Genomic DNA, 26,266 nt, shown 5'->3' on the forward strand with positions numbered 1-26,266 from the left:
TAGATGCGCGCGCCGCTGCCACAGCGGGACGTGCGTGACCGGTGTGATCATTCGGCCGTTTGAGGGAGTGGGAGTGTTCGAGCGTGGATTGTGGACGATGACCTCTGGGCGTTGATCGAGCCGTTGCTGCCGCCCTGGCCACAGAAGGCTCCCGGTCCGAAGCCGGTGGATGACCGGTTGTGCCTGCAAGCCATCCTGTACGTGCTCTACAACGACGTCAGCTGGCAACTGCCGCCGCTGGAGCTGGGGTTCGGCTCCGGGCAGACCTGCTGGCGCCAACTGGGCCGATGGCACGAGGCCGACGTCTTCGAGAAGCTGCATCACATCCTGCTCGCCGAATTGCACGCGGCTGACGCCCTGGAATGGACCCGGGCCTGCGTGGGTGCCTCCCACGTCCGCACGAAAAAAAAGGGGGCGAGGCCACCGGTCCGTCGCCGGGAAGCCAGGCCGTCCGCGCAGGCGCCCAGACGCACTTCTGGGCGACAAGGGCTACGACGGCAACCCCAACCGGCGCGAGCTGCGCAGGCGTCGCATCCTGCCGGTGATCTCCCGCAAGGGCGCCCCCAACATCAAGTACCTCGGCAAGCTCCGCTACGTCGTCGAGCAGATCTTCTCGCTCCTGCACCACTTCAAGCGCCTGGCCGTCCGCTGGGAAAGACGCCTCGACCTGCACGACGCGTTCGTCTCACCCGCCTGCGGCCTCATCTGCCGGAGACGCCTCAAGAAGGTCCGCCCATGATCGTGTTACGGGCTCTTAGCGGTGTTGTGCCTGCTCACCTACTGCCTCAAGCCCCTATGGGTAGGCGACGGCGCAACCTCGACTGGGCCACATGCCCAGAACCCGACGGCCTTTACGGGATCCTGACGAGACGTCGGGGATCGGGCGGCAGGCACGGGCTCTGGGGCAGCCGTCCCGGTCTGCCGCGCCGGAACTATGAGGACCATCCGCGCGGTGGAGAGCCGGGCCATCGGTTCCCTGGTTCGACAGAGTCAGCGCGACGCCGTCTGGTGGAGACCGGGTACGTCCAATTCGTCAGCGCTGAGGTACTGGTTGTACGCGGTGACGTCCGTAAAGAAGATCGGGATGGGCAGCGTGAGCCCCGGCGGAAGCGGTGGCGGCATGCTCGGGGTGAACGTCACAGGGAGCAGGCCGAGGAGGTTCCCGCTGAGGATCTTGGTCAGCAGGACCACGGGCTGACCGGTGGCAACCGTCGTGCCGGCGGTACCGTCCGTCTCCAACGTGCCCTGGCAGGGATACCAGGGGCCGGGGGCGAACGGGTCCACGCGGCCGATACCGGGAATGCCCATGTCGAGCAGGGGCAGCCGGAGGCCGGGCAGGCCCTGGAAGGGCGGAAGCGGCGGCCGCGGCTGGTTGCCGCCACAGCGGGGGGCAAGGAGAGCCGCCGTCTGGCGCAGGCTCGAAATGTCGATCCGGGACACGGTGAAGACCAGGACCTGCTCGGGGCCGGTCGCCGTCGGCACCTCGGTGATGCCGTGATAGGTCAGGCCGGTGAGCACCATCAGCGGGCTGCGGACCCGGAACGGCTGGGCGGCGGTGCGTACGCCGTACGCGGCCGCATCGACACCGAGGCGGAGCGAGATCAAGGGCTGCGGAAGGCACCAGCGCGAGTGCTCGTCCTTGCCTGAGTGGCCGCCCAGATTGATGTGCAGGGGCAGCAGCGACAGCGGCCCGTCCATCCGCCCGTCGGCAGGCAGTGGCGGGATGTTCAAGGTCAGGAGGGACGGCGAGCCGACCTTGCCGGCGGCCTCGCCGGACCGAATCGGCTGCTTGTCCGAGCTGCCCGGCCCGGCGGCGTGGCCGGGCTTGCTGCGCTGGGGCGTGCCCGTGGGGCCGGTCGGGCGCGGCGTCGCACGGTCGCGCCGGGCAGCCGTGCCCTTGTCGTGTGCGCCGCGTGCGTCGTGGGAATCGTGCAGGCCGAGCAGGTCGGCGACCGAGCCGAGAAGGCCCGCTCCGGATGAATGTCTGGGAGCGGGCGCAGGCTCGACGGAGTCGGGGCCGCGTCTGGGCCGGCGTTTGTCGTGTGCCTCGGTACGCGGCTTCGGCAGACGCGGGCCGAGGGACGGGTGCAGGCCCAGCGGGCCGTGCACGGTGGCTGAGTCCGTGGGGTGCTGAGCGGACTCGGGCCCGGAGTCCGGTGCGTGGCCCGGCTCGGCACCCGATGCGGTGCGGCTTCCGGTGCCGCGTGCGGTGGGTGCCGCCCCGGCCAGCAGTCCGTCGAGCAGAGAGCAGACGCTCAGGCGCGGCGGAGCGTTGTCGTCCGCGGTGCCCCGGAGCACGCTGGATGGTTCGGCGAAGCTCGGCACCATCCTGGGGAGGTGCGCCGGGGCCGGTTGCAGCCCGCCGGTCAGCAGAGCGCCGACCGGAAGGACACCGAGCGCCCGCATGCGGTTGGTGCGCGAGATCAAACGGGTCGTGCGCGAGCTGCTGCGGGCTTGCCGGCCGCCGACCGTATGGCCTCCGGCACCGCCTCCCCCGCCGTCCGGTTCATCGGAACCGCCGGAGCCACCAGGTCCACCGGGGCCGTCCGAACCACCAGGGCCACCCGAACTGCCCGGTCCCTCCGTACTGCCCGGTCCTTCCGGGCTGCCCGGCCCCTCCGGGCCGGGCGATCCTCCGGGGCTGTCGGAGCCGTTCCCGCGACCCCAGTCCGTCCAGACCCCTCTCCGGACCGGAGGCCGCGCATACGGCACCCAGCTCACCGCCATCGCACCGCCGGTGATACCCAGCAGAAAACCGATCAGGAAGCCGCCGAAATTGGAGAGCACGAGTGAGGCGATGGCCAGCACCAGGGTCGCGATGCCCGCGAACACCCGGTGCCCGGGTGCCAGCCACATGCTGAGCGCGAGGACCACCATGAAGATCCCCATGAGTGACCCCGCGACGCCGGCGATGCCTTCATGCATCATGATCGGCAACGGCGCGAACGGGATGGAGAAGATCTCGACCCCGGCCAACAGCGTCCACACCCCGGCCCAGAAGGGGCGGCTGCGCCGCCAGTCGTGGAAGGCGTTCCACCATCCAAGCCGCCGCCCGTCGGCCTCTCCCTTCCTCCTGCCTCCGAGGCGCAGCCACGCACTACTCACGTCGATCTCCCGGAGTGTGGTGGCTTACGTGATCCCCATCAGAGGAGTGGTGGTCTGCGTGATCCCCGTCAGAGGAGTGGTGGTCTGATGGATCCGAACCGGAATCGAAACATGGGTTCGAGCCGACCTGCACGCTCAGGTGGAGTCCCGGCAGCCGGAACGTCGCCGCACTCACCGACCGTGTCTGCTGCCGCAGATCGTCGATGCGGACGGTGTCGGCCTGCTCGCCGAAGCCTCCGGACTCGCCGTGCACGCCCGGCACGCCCTGCACGGTGGCGGCGTCCTGGCCGATGTTGATGTTGTGGAAGAGCGCGTCGCCCTGCAGGTCGTGGCTGTCCGCGACGAGCCGGTCGGCGTGCGCGGGAGACCCTCCGCTGCCCGAGGTCAGCCGCAGGGTGACGGGCCCGAGGACGGGCACGTCCTGTACGACGGACTGGCACAGGTCGTACAGGTCCGCGGACCGGATGCCGGAAAGTGCTTCGGGGTACGAGGCGTGAGCGCCTCGGTCCAGCACACCGAACTGGACGAACCCGCGCCCGTCGAGCGTGCTGGCTGAGATCTGGAAGCTCTGGCCGGAGACCGTGAACGAGTTGGGTGACACTCCGAAGGACGCGGCCAGGGCGCCACGTGCCACCGCTGTGCTCAGTGCTGCGGACGCCAGCAGAGTGGGCACCATGACGACGGCCAGGCGCCTCCATCGGGTGTGGCCGGTGAGACGTGTGCTCACGGCGGTCTGGGTGGCACTGTCGGCGTTGCTTGTCATCCCTCTCCCCGTCAGACAATCGGGGCCGGCCCATGAGCGGGCCGAGCAGCCCCAAATACCCGAGTTTCGGGCGGTATGCATCGCCAACTCCGGCGGGACCCGCTGGTGACTCAGGGAATCGGCCGGGGACCCCAATGGACGGACGCTTTCACCCGCTCGGCCCAGGGAGAGGGGGGAGGGCCGTCAGTAGCAGGGCTTGGATCCCGCCTTCACGCTCAGGTGCAGACCGGTGAGCCGGAAGGTCGCCGCTCTCACCTCTCGGGTCGACTGCTGCAGGTGATCGATGCGGACGGTGTCGGCCTGCTGTCCGAAGATTCCCGAGGCACTGGGACCGTTCTTGAAGGTCGAGGCGTCCTGTCCGATGACGATGTTGCTGAACACCGCGTCGCCGCCGAGGTCGTCGGTATGGACGACGAGATTGTCCGCGTGCGCCGGCTTGCCGCCCCCGCCGGCGCCGATCCGCAGCGTGGTATCACCGACGACCGGGAGTTTGAGGACCATTGACTGGCACAGGTTGTACAGGTCGGCCGAATCGATGCCGGCGATGGCCTCCGGGTACGCCTCGGACTTCGACTGGTCCATCCCGACGTACTGGGTGAACCCGGTGCCCTGCAGCCGGTCGGCGGAGATCTTGAGGTTCTGTCCCGAAATCACCATGGACTGTGCCGATACGGCGAGCGAGATGGGGAGGACGCCCGTGCCGACCGCCACCAGGAGTAGCGCGGACACCACCAGCGTCGGCACCATCACCAAGCCGAGCCGAGCCCACCGGGTGTGCCCCGCGGGGCGGGCCGCGGGATCAGGGAACGTCATCACTGCCTCCCCGGCTCAAGCGGGGCCGAACGGGGGCGGGACAAACACCTGCGCCGCCGGCTGCGGCCGTCGGGCCACAGCCTCATTGCACCCTGCAGTCTGATGATCGGCAACCGGAACTCGCACCGGAGGACCTGCCGACGGGTCACGAGTGGTTCGGGGGTTGGATCCACCCCAGGGACCGCTCGACGGCCCGCTTCCAGCTGGCGTATTCCCACTCCCGCCGTTCGGGGTCCATGTCCGGCACCCACTGGGCGGCCCGGTGCCAGTTGCGGCGCAGGACCTCCAGGTCGGGCCAGTAGCCGGACGCCAGGCCGGCGGCGTACGCCGCGCCCAGCGACACCGTCTCGTGGACGAGGGGCCGTACGACGGGAACGTCGAGCACGTCGGCCAGGATCTGCATGAGCAGGTGGTCGGAGGTCATGCCTCCGTCGACCTTGAGTTGCTTCAGGGCGAGCGCGGAGTCGGCGTTCATGGCGTCGACGACCTCACGGGTCTGCCAGCCGGTGGCCTCCAGGACGGCTCGGGCCAGGTGGCCCTTGGTGATGTACGACGTGAGGCCGACGATGACGCCCCGGGCGTCGCTGCGCCAGTGGGGTGCGAACAGGCCGGAGAAGGCGGGGACGATGTAGCAGCCGCCGTTGTCCTCGACGGTGCGCGCCAGCGTCTCGATCTCGGGTGCGCTGTTGATCAGGCCCAGCCGGTCGCGGAACCACTGGACCAGCGACCCCGTGACGGCCATCGGGCCTTCCAGGGCGTAGACGGTGGGCTGGTCGCCGATCTTGTAGGCGACGGTGGTGAGGAGCCCGTGCCGGGACCGTACGACGTCGGTGCCGGTGTTCATCATCAGGAAGCTGCCGGTCCCGTAGGTGCACTTCGCCTCGCCCGGCGAGAAGCAGGTCTGTCCGAACAGAGCCGCCTGCTGGTCGCCGAGGGCGGCCGTGATGCGCACGCCCGGGAGCACGGCGCGGGCCTCGCCGTAACTCTCCGCCGAGGAGCGGATCTCCGGCAGCATCGGGCGCGGCACCCCGAAGAAGTCCATCATCGCCTCGTCCCAGGTCAGCCTGCGGATGTCGATGAGCATCGTGCGGCTGGCGTTGGTGACGTCGGTGATGTGCAGGCCGCCGTCCGGGCCGCCGGTGAGGTTCCAGATCAGCCAGCTCTCGATCGTGCCGAACAGCACCTCGCCGTCCCCGGCTCGCCGCTCCAGACCGTCGACGTGGTCGAACAGCCAGCGGATGCGGGGCGCGGAGAAGTACGTCGAAGGGGGCAGGCAGCAGTGTTCGAGGAAGAACTCGTCGCCGGGCTGTTTCCTCAGTTCCTCGACGAGCGGGGCGGTGCGGGTGTCCTGCCAGACGATCGCCCTGCCCAGCGGGACGCCGGTCCGCCGGTCCCAGAGCACGGTCGTCTCGCGCTGGTTGGCGATCCCCATGGCCGAGATCTGTCCCGCGTCCACACCGGCGTTCGACAGTGCCTCGGGTACGACGCGCTGGAGATTGCGCCAGATCTCGACGGCGTCGTGCTCGACCCAGCCGGGCCGGGGGAAGTACTGCTGGTGCTCCCGCTGGGCGACCGACACGAGCCGCCCGCTGTGGTCGAACAGGATGCATCGCGTGGAGGTGGTGCCCTGGTCGATGGACATCACATACCGCTCAACCATGATCGGCCCTGCCTTCCGATGTGTCGCGGAGGTGCTGGGGGCCTACCAGCGGGCCGCGCCCAGGTCTCTGGAGATCGCGCGTGCCGCCTCGCGCAGCACGGTGATCAGGGCCGGTTGAGGCCGGCCTTTGGTGTCGCAGATCCGCTCGACGGCGCCGGACACTCCGATCGCGCCCACCACCAGACCGCCCTGTCCTCGGATCGGCGCCGCGATACCGGCTTCGCCCATGCTCATTTCCTGCACCTCGGCGCCCCAGCCGAGTTCCCGTATCTCGCCCAGCGCCCGGTTGAGCTGCTCCGGGTGGACCAGGGTGTGCCGGGTGTACGACTCGGGTGCGGCCTCCATCATGGCGTCGACGGGCGTGACCCCGAAGGCCAGCAGGACCTTGCCGAGCGAGGAGGCGTGCAACGGCAGCAGTGCGCCGACGTCCAGGGTCTGCAGGGTGTCGTCCGGCCGGAAGACATGGTGGATGACGAGCACCTTGCCCTCCAGGGGTGTACCCAGCCGGACGGCCTCCCCACTGCGGGCGGCCAGGGCGTCGGCCCAGTTGATGGAGCGCGAGCGCAGTTCGTTCACGTCGAGATAGCTGGTGCCGAGGTGCAGCAGAGCCGCCCCGAGCTGGTATTTTCCGGTCGCCGGATCCTGCTCGACGAAGTCCACGTGCTGCAGGGTGCGCAGAATTCCATGGGCGGTGCCCTTGGCCAGTCCCAGCGACGACGCCACCTCGCCCAGCCCCATCCGGCGGGATCCACCGGCGAGCAGGCGCAGGATCGCCGCCGCTCGCTCTATGGACTGGACTGGGCCGGCCATGAAGCGATGGTAGTCCGACTTTTTCCGGTTTGGGACTGCCGTTCGGTAATGCCGACCCCCGTTCATTGACCCGCCGCAATTCCCTCCTTAGCGTGCCATCACGCCCCGCCCGGCCCGCGGCCGGCGGCGCTTCTCCGAGGAGGACACATGACAGCAGCGCAGCTCGACGCCGCGCCTCGCGGGGAAGCCGCACACGTCTTTCCGCTGCCGCACACCCCGGGGGCCGTCTCGGCCGTACGCCGACGCGTCCGCTGCATCCTCACCGACTGGAACCTGGCCGCAGACCTCGCCGAAGACGTACTGCTGGTGGTCTCGGAACTGCTCACCAATGCCATCGTCCACGCCCTGCCCCCGGCGACACTGAGCCTCTCCCACCTCCAGGTGGACAGATGCAGAGCCGTACGCGTCGAAGTGACCGACATGGGGCCGGTGACCCCGGCGGGGCTGCCGGCCTCCGCCCTCGACCCGGACGAGCACGGCCGGGGCCTCGGCATCGTCACCGCACTGGCGACCCGGTGCGGCGTCCAGGTGCACGCGGGCGGGACCAGCCGGTGGGCGGAGCTGCCGTTCGGGCGGAGCTGAGGCTCACAAAGGACCCGGACCCTGTGGTCAGCGACCCCTGCCCGGGTTGTCCTGCAGCAGGGCGGCCGCATCAGCGGCTTGCGCGGTCACGTCTGCGGCGGCACATGCGGCTCGTCCGGTCATGCGCCAGGCGATCATGTGCAGCGCGGTGGGCGGGGCCGGAGGGAAGACGCCGAGCTGGCCGAGCATGGTGATGTCGTAGCGCACGGCTTCGTGGCCCACCACCTTGCCGTCGCAGCCGGGCCAATCAAGATGCGGCGGGAACCGGCGGTGTTAGCCGCTCTGCAGCCTGGGCAAACTGATCTCGGTCGCGGAGCGCAAATGGGTGCGGATCGCTCGTCTTCGCCACCGGTTGGGGGACGCGTTCGGTGAACGGGGGGACTGTGGACGGGCGAATACGGAGACCGGGCCGTCAGGCGGGTCTGGCCATGTTGCTGCTGGTGGGCTCCGCGGCGGTATGCCTGGGCATCGAGGTCGGCGCCGGCATCCTGCTGCACATGACGCAGAGCATCTGGGTGGCGCTCGTGGTGTATCCAGTGCTCTATTTTCTGGCGTTCTATCTCCTGGGCGTGATGGTGCCCAGCATGGAGGAGCCCGAGGGGTGGGCCATCCTGGCGCTGCTCGTGCTGCCGATCAGCGCACTGGTCGTGATGCACCTGACCTATTCGGGCCTGGACCAGCGGGCGATGCACGCCCGCGGCCAGGAGGTACGGGCGACCGTGACCGACACCTACTGGGTCGACCAGGGGGCGGATCCCCCGCTGTTCGTCGCAGAACTGAAGGACCCGTCGGGGCGGCCGGTACCCGGCAGGGTCTACGGGGAGAAGGTGAAGGTCGGCCAGACGATCATCGTCACCGTGGACCCCAAGGGGAAGGTCCCGCTGTCGACGGGCGGTCGGCCGACTGGCTCCGGGAAGTTCGTGGCGGCAGGCATCGCGGCGGGCATCGAGATCCTGTTGCTGGCGTGGGCGGCCTTCCGGGGCACCGCGGATCGACTGGCCGAGAAGGCGACGGTCGTGCCTGAGCAAACGCAGGAGCCGGAAGAATCTCCGGCCTGACATGTCTGCAGGCGGCCGACCGCGAGTCATGCGGTCCGAGCTCGGTCGTCTTTCGCCGTCGACACCAGAAAGCCCCGGATCAGCCCGGCAGCCTCATCTGCGCAGGTGTCCAGGACAAGGTGGCCGCCGTCGAGCAGATGGACCTCCGCATCGGGCAGATCGGCCTGGAAGGAGTCGGCCTCCTGTGCCTGGAACGACGCGTCGTGGCGTCCCCAGAGCACCAGCGTGCGGGGCTGGTTCCGACGCAGCCACCGCTGCCAGGCCGGGTACGCGGCAGCGTTCGTGCGGTAACTCTGTCGCACCCCTCTGCCCTGGACTTACGAAGGTCGAAACGGCTGTGACCTGCTAGGACGGGTTGCAGAGACGATCGGAGGCAGTCTGCAATCCTGCCGCGCCGCCTCCAAGATCGTCCTGCTGGACTGCTGCTCCAGCGGCTCCGTCGCCACAGGGTTGGACCGCCAAGGGCACACCCGACGCCCGGCAGGCACCGCCGCCCAACACCCACTTGCGGCCGACCGGCGTGTACTTCATCACCGCCTCCGACGCGCTGCAGCCCGCCTCGGCGATGGCGCCGTCCGGATCAACGCTGGGCACATCCCGGTTCACGGGAGAGATCGTCGAAGACCTGCGCAACGGCCGCATCAAGGACAGCGGCTGGATCACACCCGACGACCTGTTCGATCACCTGAGTGTCTGCGTTGCCGGTTGTGGAAGATCTCGAGGCACTCCACCTGGACCGGGCCTGGAAGGGCTCCATCAGCGTCCTCGCAGTCCCCGACCGAGCCCATTGAGGGCAGGGCGCGTTCGGTGAGGCCTTCTGACGCCCGCGGCGTCGGCGTGGACGAGACGCTGTGAACTCTCCCGTACAGCGGTGGAGTTGCCGTCCGGAGAGGTTCTGGTCAGCAGCACGCCGCCGGAGTGGAGGACGGCAGGAGGCTGGGGCCGGACACGACGGCCTGGCTGGCACCGGCAGCTCGGCCCGCGTCCTCACCCCGCCGACGGACCCGGCGAGACCGTGCGGCTCGCCGGCGGGGTGAGGACGACCTGCGGCTGGCCCGCGACCGGGGGTGGCGGGGTCATGTCCTGGGTTGGGAGCTTGGGCGGAGTGGTCTCCTGGAAGAGGACCTGGTCGAAGTCGACCAGACCGCTCTTCTCGATGACCGTGATGTGGTCCAGGACGGTGTGGTTGGCCTGGTCTGCGAAGTCGACCAGACCGCTCTTCTCGATGACCGTGATGTGGTCCAGGACGGTGTGGTTGGCCTGGTCTGCAAGGGCGCGGACCAGCGAGTTCTTCGTGGTGGTGCGGACGCTCGCGATCGTGGGGAGGAGCTGGCCGTCTGTCGCGCGCAGGATGGTGGCCATGTCGGTGTCGAACTGCTTGTCGCTGTCCGCATTCAGCTTCGCCACGAAGCTCTGCTGTTGTGGCGACGGCTGGTTGGGCAGCGCGACGTCCAATTGGCCGGCGGCCTTGCGGCAGGCGGCGTCCAGTAAGGCAAGCCCGTCCATCAGGTGCCGCGCGCCAGCCTTGACCGCCTTCCTACTGCCCTTCCTCAACGCCATCTGACCGACGGGGTATTCCCATAGACCGGCCCCGCGCACCTTGACCACGAAGTCCCGGTCGGCTTCTGTCAGCGGTCCCGTCGCCGGGGTGGCGATGACCCGCTCGGGCGCGTTGCTGACCTTCTGGACTCCGAGCATGGCGGGGTAGAGGAGCGAACCGAGGGTGGTGGCGAGCGCACCACCTACGAAGAGAGTTCCCGCCGTTTTCCGTGAAACGAGCACCGTGTCTCCTGTCCGGTTCGGAACCCGCACGTATGCAGGAGTACGGATGCGGCGTCCCGCGTCACCTTTTGGGCTCGCAATGGGTTCGTAAAGCCGATCGATGTTCGGCATCCCGTCTGAAGGTCGCGCGGCCCCACAGGCAGCGCCTGGACGAGAAGTCGACGCCACTGCACCGGCCTGAATGGGCAAGTCCCGGGCCGACCACCGGCTGGACGTGGCTCTTCTGGTGACGTATGCCCCACAACCGCAAGGTGCTGGTCGAGGTGCTGTGGCCGGCCGGCGCGCGGCGCATCGCGCCCTCCGCGATCAACGCCGCATCGGCGGATGGCGCAACGGCCCGGGCAGCACGTCGCTGATACGCGCCGCCACACATACCGAGCCGACTCCGGCGGGAGCGGAGCGTACTCTTGAAGAGTTCTTCAATTGGTTAGTTGCGGTGGTCGATAGATGATCCAAGGTGTGGAGGCCGGGGTGGGCGAGGTCGTCGAGGCGCTGCTGGCGCGGGTACGGGCGGCCCGGGCCGGGCTGGCGGCCGCTGTGGCGGCCGACGACCCGTATGCCGTGGCGGCGGCGCAGGACGAGCTGGACGACGCCGTGCGGTTTGCCCGCCGGCACGGGCTCGACGTCGAGGTGGCGGGGGCGGACGAGGAGTGATCGGGATGCCGGTTCCGCTGTACGAGGCGAAGGCGGAGTTCTTCCGCATGCTCGGGCACCCGGTGCGGATAAGGGTGCTGGAGCTGCTGCAGGACGGGCCGAAGCCGGTGCGTGACCTGCTGGCCGCCATCGAGGTCGAGCCGTCGAACCTGTCGCAGCAGCTGGCGGTGCTGCGACGTTCCGGGATCGTGACCGCCACCCGTACCGGCTCCACGGTGGTGTACGAGCTGGCGGGCGGGGATGTGGCCGAGTTGCTGGCCGCGGCGCGCCGGATCCTGTCCGTGCTGCTGGCCGGCCGTCAGGAGTTGCTGGAGGAGCTGCGTGGTACGCAGCCGGCGCGGTGATGGGCGGGCCCCCGTTCCGGCCCTGGCGCAGACGCCGGCCCGCAGCGGCGATAGAACACGTACCGTCGCCGGTGCGGCGCCACATCGTCTCGGTGCCGCTCGGGCCGGAGGCGGTGGCGCGGGCCCGTGTGGCGGTGGCCGGACGCTTCGGTGAGGTCGGCGTGGCGCCGGGTTCCGCGTTCGCCGACGCGGTGTTGCTGGTGGTCAGCGAGCTGGTGGTGAACGTGCTGCGGCACGCGCCACGCTCCCCGGTCGCGGACGTGGGGATAACGGTCGGCGCGGGGCTGCTGGTCGTCAGCGTCGCCGACGCCGAGCCACGCCTGCCGGATCTCGAGCCGGGCGCGATGGGGGCGGGGCTGCAGCTGGTGGCCGAGCTGGCCGGCGAGTACGACGGCGACGTCAGCGCGGAACCGGCCATCGATCATGACGGCAAGGTCGTCCTCGTGCGATTCCGGATGCCGTCGTAGGAACCATGCTTCATGAGACAGGGAGACAACGCGGTGACAGACCAGGCAGTCAACGAGCCTGCGGGCGAGAAGCGCGAACGGAAGGTCAAGGACCGTGAGTGGCGGATCGAGCGTGGTGTCGCGATCCGGGCGGGCTTCTACATCTTCGGCACCCATCTGTTCGCCGGGTTCGTGTGGCTGCTCTTCTACCTGGGCGAACACGCCCACAAGTGACCGGGCAGCTGACGGGTCAGCTGCCCACGAGTGAGCTCGGCCCGCCGCGCATGGGGGGCCGAACGGCCCCTGTACGACCACCAAGGCATCAGTGAAGCTGTGGATCGACGGAGCCTGTGGGCGGCCGTTCTGCTCCCGCGCACCACCGCCCATGTCTCCACCTCGGCGGGTTGCCCTGGACGCAGCTTGAAGACTTCTTCAATTACCTAGTTGCCATGGGTGGCATGGATGGGCGAAAGGACTGCCGAGGTTGATCGCTGTTGTGGGGCACGCGGATCTCGCGCCCTGGACCCTGGCCCTCCTCGAGGAGGAGCTGCGCGCACGGCTGGCCCGGTGCGCCAAGGCCGGCCGGACGGGCCTGGTCCGCGTCGGGCAGGGGCTTCCGGTGGCCTTCGGGCGGGCCGCGCAGCAGGCCGGGCTGGCGCTGGTGACGGTGGTGCCCACGCTGAACCGAGTCCCCGCCCTGCTGCGGGAGCGGGACCGGCTGGCGGCCGGCGAATTGCTGCTGCTGTCGCAGCAGGTACGGCTGCTGGAGTACGACCCGGCGGACCGGGACGCCTGCGTCCGCGCCGACGAGCGGCTGCTGCGGGCCTGCGCCCGGGTGGTGGCGATCTGGGACGGCACCGCGTCCAACGGCCAGGACACCACCGCGCACCTGGTGGCCTATGCGCGCAGCCACGGCATCGACGTCGAGGTGCTGTGGCCGGACGGTGCCGAGCGGGTGCCGGGAGTCGCAGAGGTGCCGTCATGACAGCTGGTACGCCGCCGCGGGTTCGGATGGTCGAGCCGGGCCGGGACGAGGCGCTGAAACTGCCGGCCGAGGCGCCACAGCGCCGGGTGGTGTTCTCCCACCAGGCGCTGCCCGCGATCCGTCCGGTCAACCATCTCGTGGAGGCGAGCGGAGACATCGTCGTCCGCACGCGCTGCTGGGCCGTGCGGCACGGTCTGAGGTGGTGGCCTACGAGGCCGACGACCTCGACCCGGCCACCCGCACCGGCTGGAGCGTGGTCGTCACCAGTGCCGCCGGCCCGGTCTCTGACCTCGCCGAGCTCGCCCGCTACCTGACACAGCTCACGCCCTGGGTGGACACGGAGATGCAGCACGTGGTGCGGATCAGGGCCGACATCGTGACCGGGTACCGGCTGGTGGGCGGGGACGCGGGCTCCTGACGAAACGGCTCGTGGGCGTGCAGTCGGCGGGTCGAGAGCCGGCTCGCGTCTGACGCACCGGACAAGGGTTTTCGTATGTCCCCAGGGCACTGGCAGGATCTCGGGATGGCTTCGATCTCACCCATACCCCCGGTCGTTCCCGCCGGCCGGATGGCCAGGACCCCTCAGCCCGTGCTCGGTCTGCCGAGGGGCCTGGAGTTGCGACCGTGGCACACTCGGGACGCCGACGTCCTCGTGACCGCCGGCCAGGACCCTGCCATCCGGAAGTGGAACCGCCTGATGGTGGAATCGCCTGACCACGCGCGCCGAAGGATCGAGCGCATGCACGAACGCTGGCGGGCCGAACAGGCCGCGATCTGGGCCATCGCCCGGGCGGACGGAGGCGAGGCCGTGGGCCTGATCGGCTGGGGCGACATCAACCTCGACGACGGCAACGCCGAGATCGTCTACTGGGTCCTGCCCGCCGCACGAGGCGGCGGTGTCGTCGTCGATGCGTCGAAGCGCCTCAGCCGGTGGGCCCTTGAGGAGCTCGGCCTGCACCGCCTCCGGCTCTGCCACTCGACCGCCAACCCGGCGTCCTGCCGCGTGGCTCAGAAGGCCGGCTTCTCCTTCGAGGGCACCCAGCGCAGCGCTCTGCTGCACGAGGACGGGTGGCACGACGAGCACCTGCACTCCCTCGTGCAAGGAGACATCTGACGCATCTACAGGTCGTTGCCGGCGTAGGAGAGATTGAAGCTCTTGTTGGTCAGCGGGAAGTCCGGGACGATCGTGTCGTTCAGGGCGACCGGGAGCGCGGGCCAGTTGAAGAAGGACGGGTCGACGGGCTTGACCCGGGTGAGGGTGCCGTCGGCGGTGAGTTCGACGCGGGTGGCGATGGTGCCGCGCCAGCCCTCGACGAGGCCGACGCCGCTGCCCGGGCCTGCCCCTGCAGCGGGTGGGGGCCCGAGAACCGCGCCGGTGGCGACGCAGTCGCGCAGCTGACGGATCAGCGCCAGGGAGGCGTCGATCTCCTCGGCGCGGACCAGGAAGCGGGCAAGGACGTCGCCGCTGGTGTGCATGGGGACGTTCGCGGGGTGCCCGTGTGGGGTGTGGGGGTGGCCGATGCGCGCGTCCTGGGCGAGGCCGCTGGCGCGGGCGACATAGCCGAGGCAGCCGATGTCGCGGGCGGCCTCGGTGCGCAGGATCGCGGTGCCGGTGAAGCGGTCGTGGACGGTGGAGTGGCGAAGCGCCAGCCGGACGATCTCGCGGATGTCCTCGCCGATGGCCTCCAGCTGGGTGCGGCCGGGGAGGGTGCGCAGGGCGCTGCCGCCGGGGACGACGCCGCCGCGCAGGAGCCGGTGTCCGGTCACCGTGTCGTTGAGGCGCAGGAGTTGCTCGCGGACGCGCTGGGCGTGGGCGTTGAGGATGCCGTATCCGACGTCGTTGCAGAGCATGCCGAGGTCGGCGACATGATTGTGGAGGCGTTCGAGTTCGAGCAGCAGGGCGCGGGCGCACTGGGCCTGTTCGGGGACGGCCGTGCCGGTGGCTTCCTCGACGGCCAAGCAGTAGGCGAGGGCGTGGCCGACGGCGGTGTCGCCGCTGATGCGCTCGGCGAGCGGGAGTCCGGCGGCAATCGAGCGGCCTTGGAAGAGTTTCTCGATGCCTTTGTGGACGAACCAGAGGCGGGCCTTGAGTTTGAGGATGGTCTCGCCGACGACGGAGAAGCGGAAGTGGCCGGGTTCGATCAGGCCGGCGTGGACCGGGCCGACGGGGATCTCGTAGACGCCGTCGCCTGTGACTTCCAGGAAGGGGTACGGGCCTTCCTGTTCGCCGAAGGCGGGCGGGTCACCGGCTTCGGGGTGCATCGGATACCAGCCCTTGGGCCAGTGGAAGTGGCGTACGAGACGCCGGGGCAGCGGGTGGTCGAGGGGCACGATGCCGTGCAGGTCGTGCATCTCGCGTTCGAACCGGCCGGCGGGGAAGGAGAGATGGGCCAGGCTGGGCACCTCGGGCCGGGCCGGGTCGAGGCGAACGTGGAGTTCGATGCGGGTGTCGGGCGGCCCGGAGACGAAGAGGTAGACGATCCGTACGGCGTCGGCGTCGTGGTGGGCGGCGACCAGGGCCAGGCGGTGCCCCTCGCGCAGCAGCGCCTCGGCCCGCTTGGGCAGTTCGGCGGTGTGGACGTCGTGCACGGTGCGCATCGGTCAGGCCCTTTCCAGGACGGCGGCGGCCTGGGAGAGCAGGTCGCCCAGCGGGCCGGCGGCGATGCCGAGGGTGGCGCAGGCAGCCAGGCCGAGGGCGAGGGGCCACAGAGCGGCGGGGCTTTCGCCGGTCGGTTCCCCGGGGCCGAGCAGCATCCGCGCGGTGCGGGTGACCAGCGCGGCGAAGGCGATCAGGACCAACAGCAGGGCGGCGGCCATCGCCCAGCCCAGCCCTGCTCCAGCGGCGAATCCGGCGCGGGCGATGCCCAGTTCGGAGGCGAAGAGGCTGAACGGCGGGAAGCCCAGTAGCGCCACGAGCGCGAGCCCGAACAGCGCACCCAGCCATGGCGATTGGGCCAGTAGTCCGCGCACCCGGCCGATCTTGGACGTGCCGCGCAGGTGCAGGATCTGCCCGGAGGCGCAGAACGCGGTGGCCTTGGCGAGTCCGTGGCCGGCGATGTGCAGCAGGGCGGCGGACAGGGCGAGCGGGCTACCCACGGCCGCCGCCAGCGCGATCAGGCTCATGTGCTCCATGCTGGAGTAGGCCAGCATGCGCTTGTAGTCGCGCTGGGCGAGCAGCAGTCCGGCCGCGAGGGTGAGGGTGAGCAGCGCGACGCCGGCCAGCAGGACGCGGGTGAATTCGACGCCGAGGGCGGCGTCGGCGATGACGCGGTAGCGCAGGAGCGCGGCGAAGGCGACGGACAGCAGCACGCCGGACAGCAGTGCGGAGACCGGGGCGGGGGCCTGGCTGTGGGCGTCGGGCAGCCAGGCGTGCAGCGGGATCAGGCCCGCCTTGGCACCGTAGCCGAGGACGATGAGGGTGATGCCGAGCCGGGTGACCGCCGGGTCGAGCCGGTTTGCGTGGGCGATGAGGGTGGGCCAGTCAAGCGCCCAGGCCTCGGCGATGCCGGCCTGCCGGGCGGCGTAGTAGATCAGCACGGTGCCGAGGAAGGCCAGCGCGATCCCGGCGGAACAGATCACCACGTACTTCCAGGCCGCCTCCACCGACGTACGGGTGCGGCGGTGGCCGACGAGGAATGCGGTGACGATGGTGGTGGCCTCGATCGCCACCCACAGGACGCCGAGGTTCGCGGTCACCACGGCCAGGCACATCGCGCCCAGGAACGCCTGGACGAGGGCGTGGTAGCGCCATGCGGTCCGGTCCGTCGCCCGCCCGGCGGCCCGCTCGCCCGCCAGGTAGGCAGGGGCGGAGGCACAGGCGATCAGCGCGACGGCGCCGACCACCAGCAGCATCCAGGCGGTCAAGGCGTCGGCGCGCAGCAGGCCGGAGTATGCGGCGACGGATCCGTTGTCGATGACGTCGGAGGCCAGGAGCGCACCGCAGGTCAGGATCACCGCCGGAGAGAGCAGCCCGGCCCAGTCGGCCGGACGACGCCCGCGCGCACGGGAAGCGACAGCCGGCTCACCGGGCGCGGAGGCGTCCCCTGCGTCCTCCCTGCCGTCTGTCACGCTCATGGCCCCTCGCGCGGTTCCATGAGAAGCACCGGCAGCAGCTTTCTCCACCGGCTGGGGGCGACGGACCTCGTCCGGACCGGCCGGCGACACCGCATCAGAAGCTCCGCGTGTGACGAGGCCGGTGAGGGTGTACCCCGCGGCCACAGCCAGTGGTGCGGCGGCGGGAGCGACGAGCACGAGCGCGGTCAGTGCGGGCTCTTGAAAAAGACGCAGCATCAGTCGTGCAGCTCCCGCAGGTCATCGATGTCGGTGGTGCCGAACGCCTCCCGCACCCGCACGGTGAGCAACTGCAGCACCAGCACAGCGAGCAGCACGTCGAAGGAGACGCCGAGTTCGACGATCAGCGGCACCCCGGAGGCGGCCAGGAAGGCGGTCGCGGTGATGCCGTTGTCCAGCAGCAGGAACCCCACCACCTGGGCCAGTGCCCGGCGCCTGGTCACCAGCACGAAGAAGCCGATCAGCACGACGGCCAGGCCGACCGGCAGTGCACGGGTGGCGGGTGTCGGATCCAGTTCGACCAGGGGGCGGGCGACCGCGTAGGCGAGCAGCGTGAGGGCGGCGGCGGTCAGCAGTGACGCGGCCACGTTCACCAGCGGCTCCGTCTCACGCACCTCCTCGCTGTGCGCGTACGCCCGCGCCCCGTCCTGGTCCCGGGTCCGATCGGCGACGAGCGCGTCCAGGGCGCGGCGGATCAGGTACGGCAGCAGGCCCGCCCGCAGGGCGCCGACCCCGGCGGCCACCACGATCAGGTCCCAGCGGTCCTCGTGCAGCCCGAGCAGCAGGGCGATCGCCGCGAGCGCGAGCCCCTGCAGGGCGAAGAGCCGTACGATCGCGGCGAGTTCGCGGCGCCACAGCACCACCACGGCGGCCAGCAGGAACGCCCCGCAGGCGAGATCGAGCAGCTGGGTGAACAGGCTGTTGCTCATCGCTCACCGCCCAGGAAGTAGGAGGCGGTCACCGCGAGGAGCGCCAACAGGAAGGATCCGGCGAGGAGTTCGGGCACGCGGAAGAGCCGCAGCTTGGCCCAGAAGACCTCGGCCGCCGCCAGCGCCATGCCGAGTACCGCCACTTTGAGTACGACCAGGAGCAGGGCGAGCAGGACGGCGGTGAGTGAGGCGCTGGTGGCGATGCCCCAGGGGGCGAACAGCGAGGCCAGCAGCCCCAGCAGGACGGTCAGCCGCAGCTGCGCGCCGAATTCGACCAGGGCCAGGTCGGGGCCGGCGTATTCGAGGACCATGGCCTCGTGGACCATGGTCAGCTCCAGGTGGGTGGAGGGGTTGTCCACCGGCAGCCGGCCACTCTCGGCCAGTACCGCGACCGAAAGCGCGGCGATCGCCAGCAGTCCCGCCGGGGAGGTCAGCCGGGCAGGCTGGTCCGCTGCCCCGGCGACGATGACGGGCAAATTGGTGGACCCGGCCGGTATCGACAGCGCGAACACCGACATCAGGATGGTCGGTTCGACCAGGGCGGCGATGGTCATCTCCCGGGAGGCGCCCATGCCGCCGAACGCGGTACCGGTGTCCAGCCCTGCAAGCGCCAGCGCCAGGGTGCCGAGCGCCAACAGCGCCACCACCAGGATGAGGTCCGCCCGCCCCCGTACCGGCGTGACCGTGGACACCAGCGGCACGAGCACGGCCAGCACCAGCGAGGTGGCAACCAGGAGCAGTGGTGCCCAGCGGAAGGCGGGGCCCGTGCCGACCGGCGTGATCGGCTCCTTACGCAGCAGCTTGCGCACATCCCGCCACGGCTGCAGCACCCCGGCGCCGGCCCGGCCCTCCAGCCGGGCCCGGGTCTGCCTCATCAGACCGGTCAGCAGGGGCGCGCCCGCCACCACCACGCCCGACTGGAGGACGATCGCCGTGTATCCGACCGTGTTCACCAGCCCACCACCAACACGAGAAGCAAGGTGACCAGCCCGAAGAAGCCATAGCCGAGATAGGCGTGGACACTGCCGCCCGCCAGCCGTCGCGCCGACTGCCCGGCGGCGGCGAGGAAGCCGAGGACCGGCCGGTACAGGCGGTGCTCGATCCGGTCGGGCACCCGGTTGCGGAACTTCACCCGCTCCACCAGATACACGGACTCGCGCACCGGAGTCACGTCCACGTCCTGCTCCGGAGCGAGCACATCGTCGAAGACCCGCTGCAGCGGCTCGGCGAACGAGGTGGCCGTGTAGGCCATGCGCGGGGTGGGCGCTCCTCCCCCGCAGTCCCACAACCTCGCCTGTGTACGGCGCTGTCGGCGCCGCGCCGCCCACCTCGTCGTCGCCATGACCACGCCCAGCGCCACGGTCAACGCCGCCACCACCCACAGCGGGGACAGCTGGGCGGATACCTCGTTCAGGCGGACCCGCAGCCCGCCGCCGGTGACCGGCTGCGTCCCGGTGAACCCGACCGCTGCCACCGCGCGGTCCAGGCCGTCGCCGAGCAGCCCCGGCACCAGGGCCAGCCCGGCGCACCCGGCCGCGAGCAGTCCCATCCCGGCCAGCATGAGGGGGCGCGACTCCTTCGCCGCGGCGGCTCCTGCGGCGCGTGGTTGGGCGAAGAAGCCCACGCCCAGCGCCTTGACGAACACCGCCGCCGCCAGCCCCGCGGACAGGGCGATCACGGCGACCGCCAGCGGCAGCACGATCGCCGTGGTCACCCCGGGCACGGCCAGCCCGTGGATCATCGACTGCAGCAGCAGCCACTCGCTGATGAACCCGTTGCCCGGCGGCAGCGCCACCGCGCCCAGCGCGCCGACCGCGAACAGCCCCGCCGTGGCCGGCATCCGGGCCCGCAGCCCGCCCAGCAGATCCAGGTTGCGCTCCCCGGTGGCGCGCAGCACCGAGCCCGCGCCCGTGAACAGCAGGGCCTTGAAAGCGGAGTGATTGACGACGTGCAGCAGTGCGGCCGCGAGCGCCAGCCCGGCCAGTGCCTCGTCACCGGCATGCGCAAACAGCCCGGCCGCACCGACGCCGAGCACGACCAGCCCCATGTTCTCGGATGTCGAGTACGCCAGCAGCCGTTTGAGGTCGGAGGCCATCGCGGCCTGCAGGATCCCGTACACCGCCGAGAGCCCGCCCATGGCCATCACCAGCAGCCACCACCAGGCCGGTCCCCCGCCCAGCAGATCGAAGCCGACCCTCACCAGCCCGTAGACGCCGAGGTTGACCATGGCGGCGCTCATCAGCGCCGACACCGCGCTGGGCGCTTCGGGATGTGCGCGGGGCAGCCAGGCGTGCAGCGGGACCAGGCCGGCCTTCGAGGTGAAGGCCACCGCCGTCAGCACGAAGACGAGCCCGCGCACGGTGGGCGAGATCCCTGCGGTTCCGGATCGCAGGGCGGCGAAGGTCTCTCCCCCGGCGTGCGCCGCGTACACCATGAGGCCCGTCAGAAGCAGGACGAGCCCCAGGTGGGTCATGACCGCATACCAGACGGCCGCCTCGCGCACCGACGGTCGCGCCCGGTGTTCGGCAAGGACCAGCAGCAGCGAGGTGAGCGCCATCAGCTCCCACAGCAACAGGAACGTCGAGATTGAGGCCGCCGCCGGTACCAGAACCAGGCTCAGCGAGAACATCGGCAGCAGTGCCTGCGCGCCCCGCGAGCCGAGTCCGTGCGCGCCGTGCCCGGCGATGTAGCCGACGCCGTAGACCGCCACCGCCGCCACCACGGCCCCGGCCACCGCCATGAACAGTCCGGACAGCGCGTCCACCGCCAGATGTGTCCCGGCCAGCGGAAGTAGCCCGGGCACCTCGGCCGACCAGCGGCTTCCGCCCAGTGCAGCCACACCCGCCGTACCACCGGCCACCCCCACACCCGCCGTCAGCACACCCACCACCGCGCCGCGCACCCGCTGCGGCAGGACCAGTCCCGCCGGCGCACTCGCCACGCCCAACGCGGTGGCCGTCGCGAGGGCGGCCGGGATCACGCTCACCGCCCGGTCACTCTCCTCAGCGCCGCCACGATCTCGTCCGGCCGCGGAGGGCAGCCGGGCACCGCCAGATCCACCGGTACGGCATCGGAGACCGCACCCTCGACGCCGTACCCGCCCGCGAACTCCCCGCAGTTGATCGCGCAGTCGCCGACCGCGACCACCAGGCGCGGCTCGGGCATCGCGGCGACCGTGCGGCGCAGCGGATCGGCCATGTTCCGGGTCACCGGGCCGGTCACCAGGGCCACGTCCGCGTGCCGGGGCGAGGCCACCAGCCGGGCGCCGTAGCGCTCGGCGTCGTAGACCGGGTTGAAGGCCGCGGCGATCTCGATCTCGCATCCGTTGCAGGACCCGGCGTCGATGCACCGCACCTGTACCGAGCCGCCGAACTCCTTGGCCGCGGAGAGCTGTTCCCCCTCCGGCTTGGGCGGGGCGGGCTCGGCCACCCGCCCGGTGTCGCGGATCTTGCGCAACAGGCCCATGAACCCTCCCTGACACGGTGAGGTCTTGTCCGCGGGTGTCCAACAGGCCACCCGCGACCGGAGTTTCGTCGCTACGGGGGTGAAGGCGGCCGCCCCCGCACCACGGAGCGCTGTCAACTCCCGAGAGGCGGCCGCCGAATGTGGGCCGTCGCTACGACGGCGGTTTCGCATGCGTCTGGGCGGCCTGCAGGTCGGCGAGGAGTTCGGCCTGCCCGGCGAGCACGCCGGACAGGATGGTCCGCGCAACCCGCAGGAGTTCGGCCACGTGCGGGCTGGTCAGCGAGTAGTAGACCGTGGAGCCCTCCTTGCGGGTCACGACGAGATTCGCGCGGCGCAACACGGCCAGTTGCTGGGACAGGTGCGCGGGCTCGATGCCGACCTCGGGCAGCATCTCCGCGACCGCGTGCTCGCGCTCGCTGAGCAGTTCAAGGACCCGGATGCGGGCCGGGTGGCCGAGCGTCTTGAAGAACTCGGCCTTCAGTTGGTACAGCGGCGTACTCATCGTGCCGTCCCCTCCCCGGCGGAGCAGCACGGCCGTACCGGCCGGTCCTCGGCGCATCGCATCCACCCACTCGTCAAACACATGCGGCCCATCCTCGCCCGCAGCAGCGGCCAGCCGAATCCGCGCACGAGAACCGAACCGCACAAAATCAGCGGTGCCGACCTCAACAATTGCTAAGATTAGCAACTTCATACGTGATGTGAGGGAGGCTTGCGTGAGAATCATTCCGCTGCGTGGCGCGACCGTCGCCTGGTTCAAGTGCCCGGCCTGCCGCCTCAAGTGCCGGCCCACCGCCGTCGGCCCGGACGGACACTGCCCGCGCTGCGGCGAGACCCGCATGCTGAAACTGTCCTTCGGCGGCCGGACCACCCAGTCCACGTCGGACGGCGACCGGGGCTGACCCCCGCACGGCACGCCGATCCGCACAGGAGGGTGGGTCATGGGTGACTGGGCGGTCCAGTCCGGCAGCGGGATCCGATTCGAGTGGGGGCCCGCCGGAGCGGCGCGTCTCGCCTCTGAGGCCGCCTGTCTGGTTGTCGTCGATGTGCTGTCCTTCACCACGGCGGTGAGCGTCGCCGTCCAGACGGGTATCCGGGTCCTCCCGTTCCGGCTGCCGGACGGCCCCGCCACCACGGCCGAGCGGATCGCCGCAGAGGAGGCCGCCGCCGTGTACGCACGGCAGTCGGGTGCGCGGCTGGCCGTCGCGCGCCACGCCGTCACGCCCGACAGTCCCTGGTCCCTCTCCCCGGTCCACCTGCGCCGAGCCCCGTTCGTCGCGCGCCTGGTGCTACCGTCCCCGAACGGCGCGGCCATCGCGGCCGCAGCTCCGCCCGGCGTGCGGGTGGTCGCCGCCTGCCTGCGCAACATCACCGCGGTCGGCGGCTGGCTCACGGCCCACGGCTACGGCACGCCCCAGCACCCTGTAGCCGTGATCGCCGCCGGCGAGCGATGGCCGGACGGCAGCCTGCGCCCCGCACTGGAAGACCTGCTCGGCGCAGGCGCCCTCATCTCGGACCTGTACGCCCAGGGCGCGGGACCCATGTCGGTTGAGGCAGCCGCCGCCAAAGCGGCCTACGACGGCACCGCCGACCTCACCCGCGCGATCGCCGCGTGCGCCTCCGGCCGGGAGCTGGCCGCGACGGGCTTCGTCGAGGACGTGGCCATCGCAACGGAGGAGGACACCTGCGCCCTCGTACCCGTCCGGGACCACGACGGCGCCTTCACCCCCGGATGAACCCGGCGGGGTCACTCGCCCACGTCGTCTCCGCTCGGCCACCCTGTCGTCCGCCACTCGTGGCGGCCCTCCGGCGTCTCGCCGCGCCGGCTGCTGTGTGCCGCAAGCGCGCCGGCCAGGTCGGCGTGCACCGGAATGGGCGGGCAGTCCCCACCGGGGACCAGGGAGCCGTCGGCGGGGATCGCGGCCAGTTCCAGGCCGCGGCCCGCTGCGGCGAGACGCCGCGCGGCCTCGATGATCGCCAACTGACCCTCCGCCGACCAGCTGCGCAGTCCGGTCAGGTCGACAATGACCGGCCCGCTCCCGCGTCCCACCACCCAGCCGACCGCACCAGCGAAGCGGCGGACGGCATCCGGGCCCAGGTATCCGGAGACGGACAGGACTCCGAGGTCCTGCTCGACTGTGTAGCGCCACTCGATGGTCATGATGCTCAACTTCCTTGCGCGGTCAGCCTGCTCAGTCGGCGGAGGGACTCAAAGGGGGAGGGTGATCCAGATGCTCTTGCCCTTGCCGTCGGCGTCGCCCCGGACCACCGCGCTGCCGCCCAGACCGAGGGTGAGCTCCATGACGGTGGCCAGGCCGCCCGCCCCGGTGCCGGAATCGGTGACCGATGCGTACAGCGGCGGCTGGTAGGGGTGGCGGTCGTGCACGCCGAAGGCCAGGCAGCCATCGCCCGCCGCGTAGATGACGGTCACCTGCGGGGAGAACACCGCGGCGTGCCGGACGCTGTTGGTGACCAGCTCGCTGAGGATCAGCAGGGCCGGGCCGATGATGGGATGGCGCGGGTTTATGCCCCACTCGACGAGGGCCAGCTCGGCGGTTTCCCGGGCTGTTCGGACCGCGGACGGCTCGCTGGGCAGTGTCAGCACATGCCGGTGGGGCAGCGCCTCGAGTCGGGTGCTCATCACGCCTCCGCGCGGGCGAGGCGGAATCCGCTCACCGTCTTGGGGTGCAGGCGCAGCAGGGTGTCGTGCGGCCCATGGGTCCAGCCTGTGAGGGTGCGCTGGTAGTGGGCGGCCTCGTCAGGGTCGGTGATCACGTCGACGGGTCCGGCCACGGTGACGCTCCAGCCGGTGCCGGTCGCCGCGCGGATCTCGTCCACCTGGTATGTCGCGGTGGCGGGAACCGCGGCGGCCGGCGCGGGCGTGCGCACCACCAGGCGGCCGTACTCCCACGTGTGCCGGCCGGGCCGGATGACGGTCAGGTCGCGCTGCGTGTACACCAGCCGCCCCAGTGCGCTGCCTTCCAGCAGCCACAGGGCCTCGGCGCCGGAGACCTCGACCATGCGCAACGTTGCGGGCGGAGTGCTCATCCGACGGATTCCTCTGTTTCCTCGCTGATGGGCCGGGACGTCTGGACGGGCAGCGGAGGCATGACGCCGGCGCACTCCAGGTAGGTGCGGGCGCCCTGGATCGCCTCGGGTGTGGTGGCGTACTCGCGCCCTTCCAGACGCAGCAGATCCAGCGCGCCAACGGAATCGAGGACCTGGCGCTGGCCCGGGCGTATGCCAGACGTCATCACCACGATGCCGCGCCGGTTCAGCTTCTCCACCACGTCCTTCAGGACGAGGGCGCCGGTGGCGTCGATGGTGGTCACCCGCGACATGCGCAGGATCACCACACGGACATCGGCGACCTCCGCCAGCTCGAGGAGGAAACGGTGGGCGGCGGCGAAGAACAGCGGCCCGTCGATGCGGTAGGCGACGATGTGCTCCGCGAGCAGCGCGTGCTCCTCGGCACTGTGATCACCGCGGTCGAGCGGCACCTGGTCCAGGCGGGCCTGCTTGGCGACGGCGCGCAGGGCGAGCGCGCCCGCGACCACCAAACCGATGATCACGGCGTACACGAGGTCGAGTGCGAGGGTCGCCACGGCGGTCAGCACCAGAATCAGGGCGTCGGAACGGGTGGCCCTGGCCATGGCCCGCAGGGAGCCGACCTCGACCATGCGGACTGCAGTGGCCAGTAGCACACCGGCCAGCGCGGCGAGCGGGATCCTGGAGACGAGTGGAGCGGCGGCGAAGACGATCACCGCGAGGATCGCGGCGTGGGTGAGCGCGGCCAGCCGGGATCCGGCCCCGGTACGGACATTGACCGCCGTACGCGCGATGGCACCGGTCGCGGGCACCCCGCCGAACAGCGGGGCCGCGATGTTGGCCAGTCCTTGCCCGAACAGCTCGCGGTCCGGGTCGTGCTTCTGGCCCACCGTCATGCCATCGGCGACCGAGGCAGACAGCAGAGACTCCAGGGCGGCCAGGGCCGCCACCGCGACAGCCGGGGCCAGCAGGGAGCCGAACGCCCCGGGGTCGAGGAAGGACAGCGAGGGGGCCGGGAGCCCGGACGGCAGATCGCCGATGGGCTTGGCGGCGTCCAGGTCCGCGAGCTGCGCCACCACGGTGGCCGCGATCACCGCGAGGATGGAGAACGGAACGGTCGGCCGCCACCGGGCACCGAGCAACATGACGGCGGCCACCGCGACCGCGAAACCGAGGGCCGTCCAGTTCGGGGCCTTGGCGAACTCCTCCAAGGCCCGCCAGGTCATCACCAGCACCCGGTCGCCCTCGGGCTTGGGCACGCCGAGGGCGTTGGGGATCTGCTGGAGGCCGATCACGCAGGCGATGCCGAGGGTGAAGCCCTCGACGACGGGCGCGGGCACGTACTGCATGTACTTGCCGGCTCGGAGCAGGGCGAGCGCGACGAGCATGAGGCCCGCCATCAAACCGACGGTGAGCACCCCGGACGGCCCGTGCTCCGCAACGATGGGCACCAGTACCACGGTCATCGCGCCGGTCGGCCCGGACACCTGCAGATTCGAGCCACCGAAGACCGCGGCGAGCGCACCCGCCACAACGGCGGTCGCCAGACCCGCCTCCGCGCCCAGTCCGGAGGAGACACCGAAACCGAGCGCGAGCGGCAGGGCGACGATCGCGACGGTCAGACCCGCGAGGAGGTCCCGGCGCGGGTCACGGCGCATCTCCGCCAGATCGTCCCGGCCGGGCAGCAGCGCGGCGATCCGGGCCCACGCCCGGCTGAATGCCGTGGTCATCGCGCGGCGACCTCGGCTTCC

30 protein-coding genes and 1 pseudogene are annotated in these 26,266 nt (G+C 70.9%); 12 read left to right on the forward strand and 19 right to left on the reverse strand.

Annotated elements, in window-relative coordinates; genetic code table 11:
* Positions 1 to 87: 87 nt before the first annotated feature.
* A pseudogene (locus ACFY10_RS48510) lies at positions 88 to 739 on the forward strand (transposase).
* A 251-nt stretch (positions 740 to 990) separates the two neighbouring features.
* On the opposite strand, the gene ACFY10_RS48515 reads toward ACFY10_RS48510, so the two are convergent.
* The 5 genes from ACFY10_RS48515 to ACFY10_RS48535 all read right to left on the reverse strand — a co-directional run bounded on the left by ACFY10_RS48515 (position 991) and on the right by ACFY10_RS48535 (position 7,151).
* Positions 991 to 3,105 (reverse strand): DUF6114 domain-containing protein, encoded by a 2,115-nt coding sequence (locus tag ACFY10_RS48515; RefSeq protein ID WP_390671812.1) that lies wholly within the window; start codon positions 3,103 to 3,105, stop codon positions 991 to 993.
* The gene (locus ACFY10_RS48520) at positions 3,098 to 3,832 is read right to left on the reverse strand and encodes a DUF6230 family protein (protein ID WP_390671813.1); all 735 of its coding nucleotides are present in this window, start codon (positions 3,830 to 3,832) and stop codon (positions 3,098 to 3,100) included. Before ACFY10_RS48520 ends, ACFY10_RS48515 begins: the two co-directional genes overlap by 8 nt.
* 219 nt (positions 3,833 to 4,051) lie before the next feature.
* Positions 4,052 to 4,681, reverse strand: a complete 630-nt coding sequence (locus ACFY10_RS48525; protein WP_390671814.1) for a DUF6230 family protein — start codon at positions 4,679 to 4,681, stop codon at positions 4,052 to 4,054.
* Between the two features lie 145 nt (positions 4,682 to 4,826).
* The gene (glpK, locus tag ACFY10_RS48530; protein ID WP_390671815.1) at positions 4,827 to 6,341 is read right to left on the reverse strand and encodes a glycerol kinase GlpK; all 1,515 of its coding nucleotides are present in this window, start codon (positions 6,339 to 6,341) and stop codon (positions 4,827 to 4,829) included.
* A 42-nt stretch (positions 6,342 to 6,383) separates the two neighbouring features.
* Positions 6,384 to 7,151 carry an IclR family transcriptional regulator gene (locus ACFY10_RS48535; protein ID WP_390671816.1) on the reverse strand — a complete coding sequence of 256 codons (768 nt, stop codon included), beginning with the start codon at positions 7,149 to 7,151 and terminating at the stop codon, positions 6,384 to 6,386.
* A gap of 147 nt (positions 7,152 to 7,298) precedes the next feature.
* Here ACFY10_RS48535 and ACFY10_RS48540 point away from each other — a divergent pair, with 147 nt between their 5' ends.
* Entirely contained in the window at positions 7,299 to 7,733 is a 435-nt protein-coding gene (locus ACFY10_RS48540; RefSeq protein WP_390671817.1) for an ATP-binding protein, read from the forward strand.
* A 27-nt stretch (positions 7,734 to 7,760) separates the two neighbouring features.
* On the opposite strand, the gene ACFY10_RS48545 is transcribed toward ACFY10_RS48540, so the two are convergent.
* The gene (locus ACFY10_RS48545) at positions 7,761 to 7,955 is read right to left on the reverse strand and encodes a hypothetical protein (protein WP_390671818.1); all 195 of its coding nucleotides are present in this window, start codon (positions 7,953 to 7,955) and stop codon (positions 7,761 to 7,763) included.
* A 206-nt stretch (positions 7,956 to 8,161) separates the two neighbouring features.
* Between ACFY10_RS48545 and ACFY10_RS48550 the strand changes: the two genes are divergently transcribed.
* Complete coding sequence (locus ACFY10_RS48550) at positions 8,162 to 8,791, forward strand: hypothetical protein (RefSeq protein ID WP_390671819.1); 630 nt, start codon at positions 8,162 to 8,164, stop codon at positions 8,789 to 8,791.
* A 26-nt stretch (positions 8,792 to 8,817) separates the two neighbouring features.
* Here ACFY10_RS48550 and ACFY10_RS48555 read toward each other — a convergent pair whose 3' ends face one another.
* Both ACFY10_RS48555 and ACFY10_RS48560 read right to left on the reverse strand, forming a co-directional pair.
* Entirely contained in the window at positions 8,818 to 9,093 is a 276-nt protein-coding gene (locus ACFY10_RS48555; RefSeq protein WP_390671820.1) for an alpha/beta fold hydrolase, read from the reverse strand.
* Between the two features lie 685 nt (positions 9,094 to 9,778).
* Complete coding sequence (locus tag ACFY10_RS48560; protein WP_390671821.1) at positions 9,779 to 10,573, reverse strand: DUF4142 domain-containing protein; 795 nt, start codon at positions 10,571 to 10,573, stop codon at positions 9,779 to 9,781.
* Between the two features lie 447 nt (positions 10,574 to 11,020).
* Here ACFY10_RS48560 and ACFY10_RS48565 point away from each other — a divergent pair, with 447 nt between their 5' ends.
* The 7 genes from ACFY10_RS48565 (at position 11,021) to ACFY10_RS48595 (ending at position 14,116) form a co-directional block, all read left to right on the forward strand.
* Positions 11,021 to 11,227 carry a hypothetical protein gene (locus ACFY10_RS48565; RefSeq protein WP_390671822.1) on the forward strand — a complete coding sequence of 69 codons (207 nt, stop codon included), beginning with the start codon at positions 11,021 to 11,023 and terminating at the stop codon, positions 11,225 to 11,227.
* A 5-nt stretch (positions 11,228 to 11,232) separates the two neighbouring features.
* Positions 11,233 to 11,571 carry an ArsR/SmtB family transcription factor gene (locus ACFY10_RS48570; RefSeq protein ID WP_390671823.1) on the forward strand — a complete coding sequence of 113 codons (339 nt, stop codon included), beginning with the start codon at positions 11,233 to 11,235 and terminating at the stop codon, positions 11,569 to 11,571.
* Positions 11,572 to 11,642: 71 nt separating this feature from the next.
* On the forward strand, positions 11,643 to 12,038 hold the full coding sequence (locus ACFY10_RS48575; protein WP_390671824.1) for an ATP-binding protein: 396 nt from the start codon (positions 11,643 to 11,645) through the stop codon (positions 12,036 to 12,038).
* A gap of 33 nt (positions 12,039 to 12,071) precedes the next feature.
* Complete coding sequence (locus ACFY10_RS48580) at positions 12,072 to 12,251, forward strand: DUF6126 family protein (protein WP_390671825.1); 180 nt, start codon at positions 12,072 to 12,074, stop codon at positions 12,249 to 12,251.
* Between the two features lie 250 nt (positions 12,252 to 12,501).
* The gene (locus ACFY10_RS48585; RefSeq protein ID WP_390671826.1) at positions 12,502 to 13,002 is read left to right on the forward strand and encodes a DUF834 domain-containing protein; all 501 of its coding nucleotides are present in this window, start codon (positions 12,502 to 12,504) and stop codon (positions 13,000 to 13,002) included.
* 202 nt (positions 13,003 to 13,204) lie between these two features.
* Positions 13,205 to 13,420: a pyridoxamine 5'-phosphate oxidase family protein gene (locus ACFY10_RS48590; RefSeq protein WP_390671827.1), complete on the forward strand. Its 216-nt coding sequence runs from the start codon at positions 13,205 to 13,207 to the stop codon at positions 13,418 to 13,420.
* Between the two features lie 150 nt (positions 13,421 to 13,570).
* A complete protein-coding gene (locus ACFY10_RS48595; RefSeq protein ID WP_390671847.1) occupies positions 13,571 to 14,116 on the forward strand; it encodes a GNAT family N-acetyltransferase in 546 nt (181 codons plus the stop codon).
* A gap of 5 nt (positions 14,117 to 14,121) precedes the next feature.
* Here ACFY10_RS48595 and ACFY10_RS48600 read toward each other — a convergent pair whose 3' ends face one another.
* The 7 genes from ACFY10_RS48600 to ACFY10_RS48630 all read right to left on the reverse strand — a co-directional run bounded on the left by ACFY10_RS48600 (position 14,122) and on the right by ACFY10_RS48630 (position 21,969).
* Positions 14,122 to 15,600: an NADH-quinone oxidoreductase subunit C gene (locus ACFY10_RS48600; RefSeq protein ID WP_390671828.1), complete on the reverse strand. Its 1,479-nt coding sequence runs from the start codon at positions 15,598 to 15,600 to the stop codon at positions 14,122 to 14,124.
* A 3-nt stretch (positions 15,601 to 15,603) separates the two neighbouring features.
* Positions 15,604 to 17,076 (reverse strand): proton-conducting transporter membrane subunit, encoded by a 1,473-nt coding sequence (locus ACFY10_RS48605; protein WP_390671829.1) that lies wholly within the window; start codon positions 17,074 to 17,076, stop codon positions 15,604 to 15,606.
* 215 nt (positions 17,077 to 17,291) lie between these two features.
* Positions 17,292 to 18,002, reverse strand: a complete 711-nt coding sequence (locus ACFY10_RS48610) for a hypothetical protein (protein WP_390671830.1) — start codon at positions 18,000 to 18,002, stop codon at positions 17,292 to 17,294.
* Positions 17,999 to 18,955, reverse strand: coding sequence for a respiratory chain complex I subunit 1 family protein (locus ACFY10_RS48615; RefSeq protein WP_390671831.1), 957 nt, complete (start codon positions 18,953 to 18,955; stop codon positions 17,999 to 18,001). Before ACFY10_RS48615 ends, ACFY10_RS48610 begins: the two co-directional genes overlap by 4 nt.
* Positions 18,952 to 20,988, reverse strand: coding sequence for a proton-conducting transporter membrane subunit (locus ACFY10_RS48620; RefSeq protein WP_390671832.1), 2,037 nt, complete (start codon positions 20,986 to 20,988; stop codon positions 18,952 to 18,954). The genes ACFY10_RS48615 and ACFY10_RS48620 overlap by 4 nt, the downstream gene beginning before the upstream one ends.
* Positions 20,985 to 21,467 (reverse strand): NADH-quinone oxidoreductase subunit B family protein, encoded by a 483-nt coding sequence (locus ACFY10_RS48625; RefSeq protein ID WP_390671833.1) that lies wholly within the window; start codon positions 21,465 to 21,467, stop codon positions 20,985 to 20,987. Before ACFY10_RS48625 ends, ACFY10_RS48620 begins: the two co-directional genes overlap by 4 nt.
* A 151-nt stretch (positions 21,468 to 21,618) precedes the next feature.
* Entirely contained in the window at positions 21,619 to 21,969 is a 351-nt protein-coding gene (locus tag ACFY10_RS48630) for an ArsR/SmtB family transcription factor (protein ID WP_390671834.1), read from the reverse strand.
* Positions 21,970 to 22,183: 214 nt separating this feature from the next.
* On the opposite strand from ACFY10_RS48630, the gene ACFY10_RS48635 reads away from it, so the two are divergent.
* The gene (locus tag ACFY10_RS48635; protein ID WP_390671835.1) at positions 22,184 to 22,369 is read left to right on the forward strand and encodes a hypothetical protein; all 186 of its coding nucleotides are present in this window, start codon (positions 22,184 to 22,186) and stop codon (positions 22,367 to 22,369) included.
* 39 nt (positions 22,370 to 22,408) lie between these two features.
* Positions 22,409 to 23,203, forward strand: a complete 795-nt coding sequence (locus ACFY10_RS48640; protein WP_390671836.1) for a 2-phosphosulfolactate phosphatase — start codon at positions 22,409 to 22,411, stop codon at positions 23,201 to 23,203.
* 11 nt (positions 23,204 to 23,214) lie between these two features.
* On the opposite strand, the gene ACFY10_RS48645 is transcribed toward ACFY10_RS48640, so the two are convergent.
* From ACFY10_RS48645 to ACFY10_RS48660, 4 genes are read right to left on the reverse strand one after another with little or no spacing between them, the layout of a single operon-like run.
* Positions 23,215 to 23,628 (reverse strand): anti-sigma factor antagonist, encoded by a 414-nt coding sequence (locus ACFY10_RS48645; protein WP_390671837.1) that lies wholly within the window; start codon positions 23,626 to 23,628, stop codon positions 23,215 to 23,217.
* A 48-nt stretch (positions 23,629 to 23,676) separates the two neighbouring features.
* Entirely contained in the window at positions 23,677 to 24,108 is a 432-nt protein-coding gene (locus ACFY10_RS48650; protein ID WP_390671838.1) for an ATP-binding protein, read from the reverse strand.
* A complete protein-coding gene (locus ACFY10_RS48655) occupies positions 24,108 to 24,515 on the reverse strand; it encodes a pyridoxamine 5'-phosphate oxidase family protein (RefSeq protein WP_390671839.1) in 408 nt (135 codons plus the stop codon). The genes ACFY10_RS48650 and ACFY10_RS48655 overlap by 1 nt, the downstream gene beginning before the upstream one ends.
* Entirely contained in the window at positions 24,512 to 26,245 is a 1,734-nt protein-coding gene (locus tag ACFY10_RS48660) for a SulP family inorganic anion transporter (RefSeq protein WP_390671848.1), read from the reverse strand. Before ACFY10_RS48660 ends, ACFY10_RS48655 begins: the two co-directional genes overlap by 4 nt.
* Positions 26,246 to 26,266 lie beyond the last annotated feature (21 nt).

Source organism: Streptomyces sp. NPDC001401 (assembly GCF_042895385.1).
Taxonomy (GTDB): domain Bacteria; phylum Actinomycetota; class Actinomycetes; order Streptomycetales; family Streptomycetaceae; genus Streptomyces.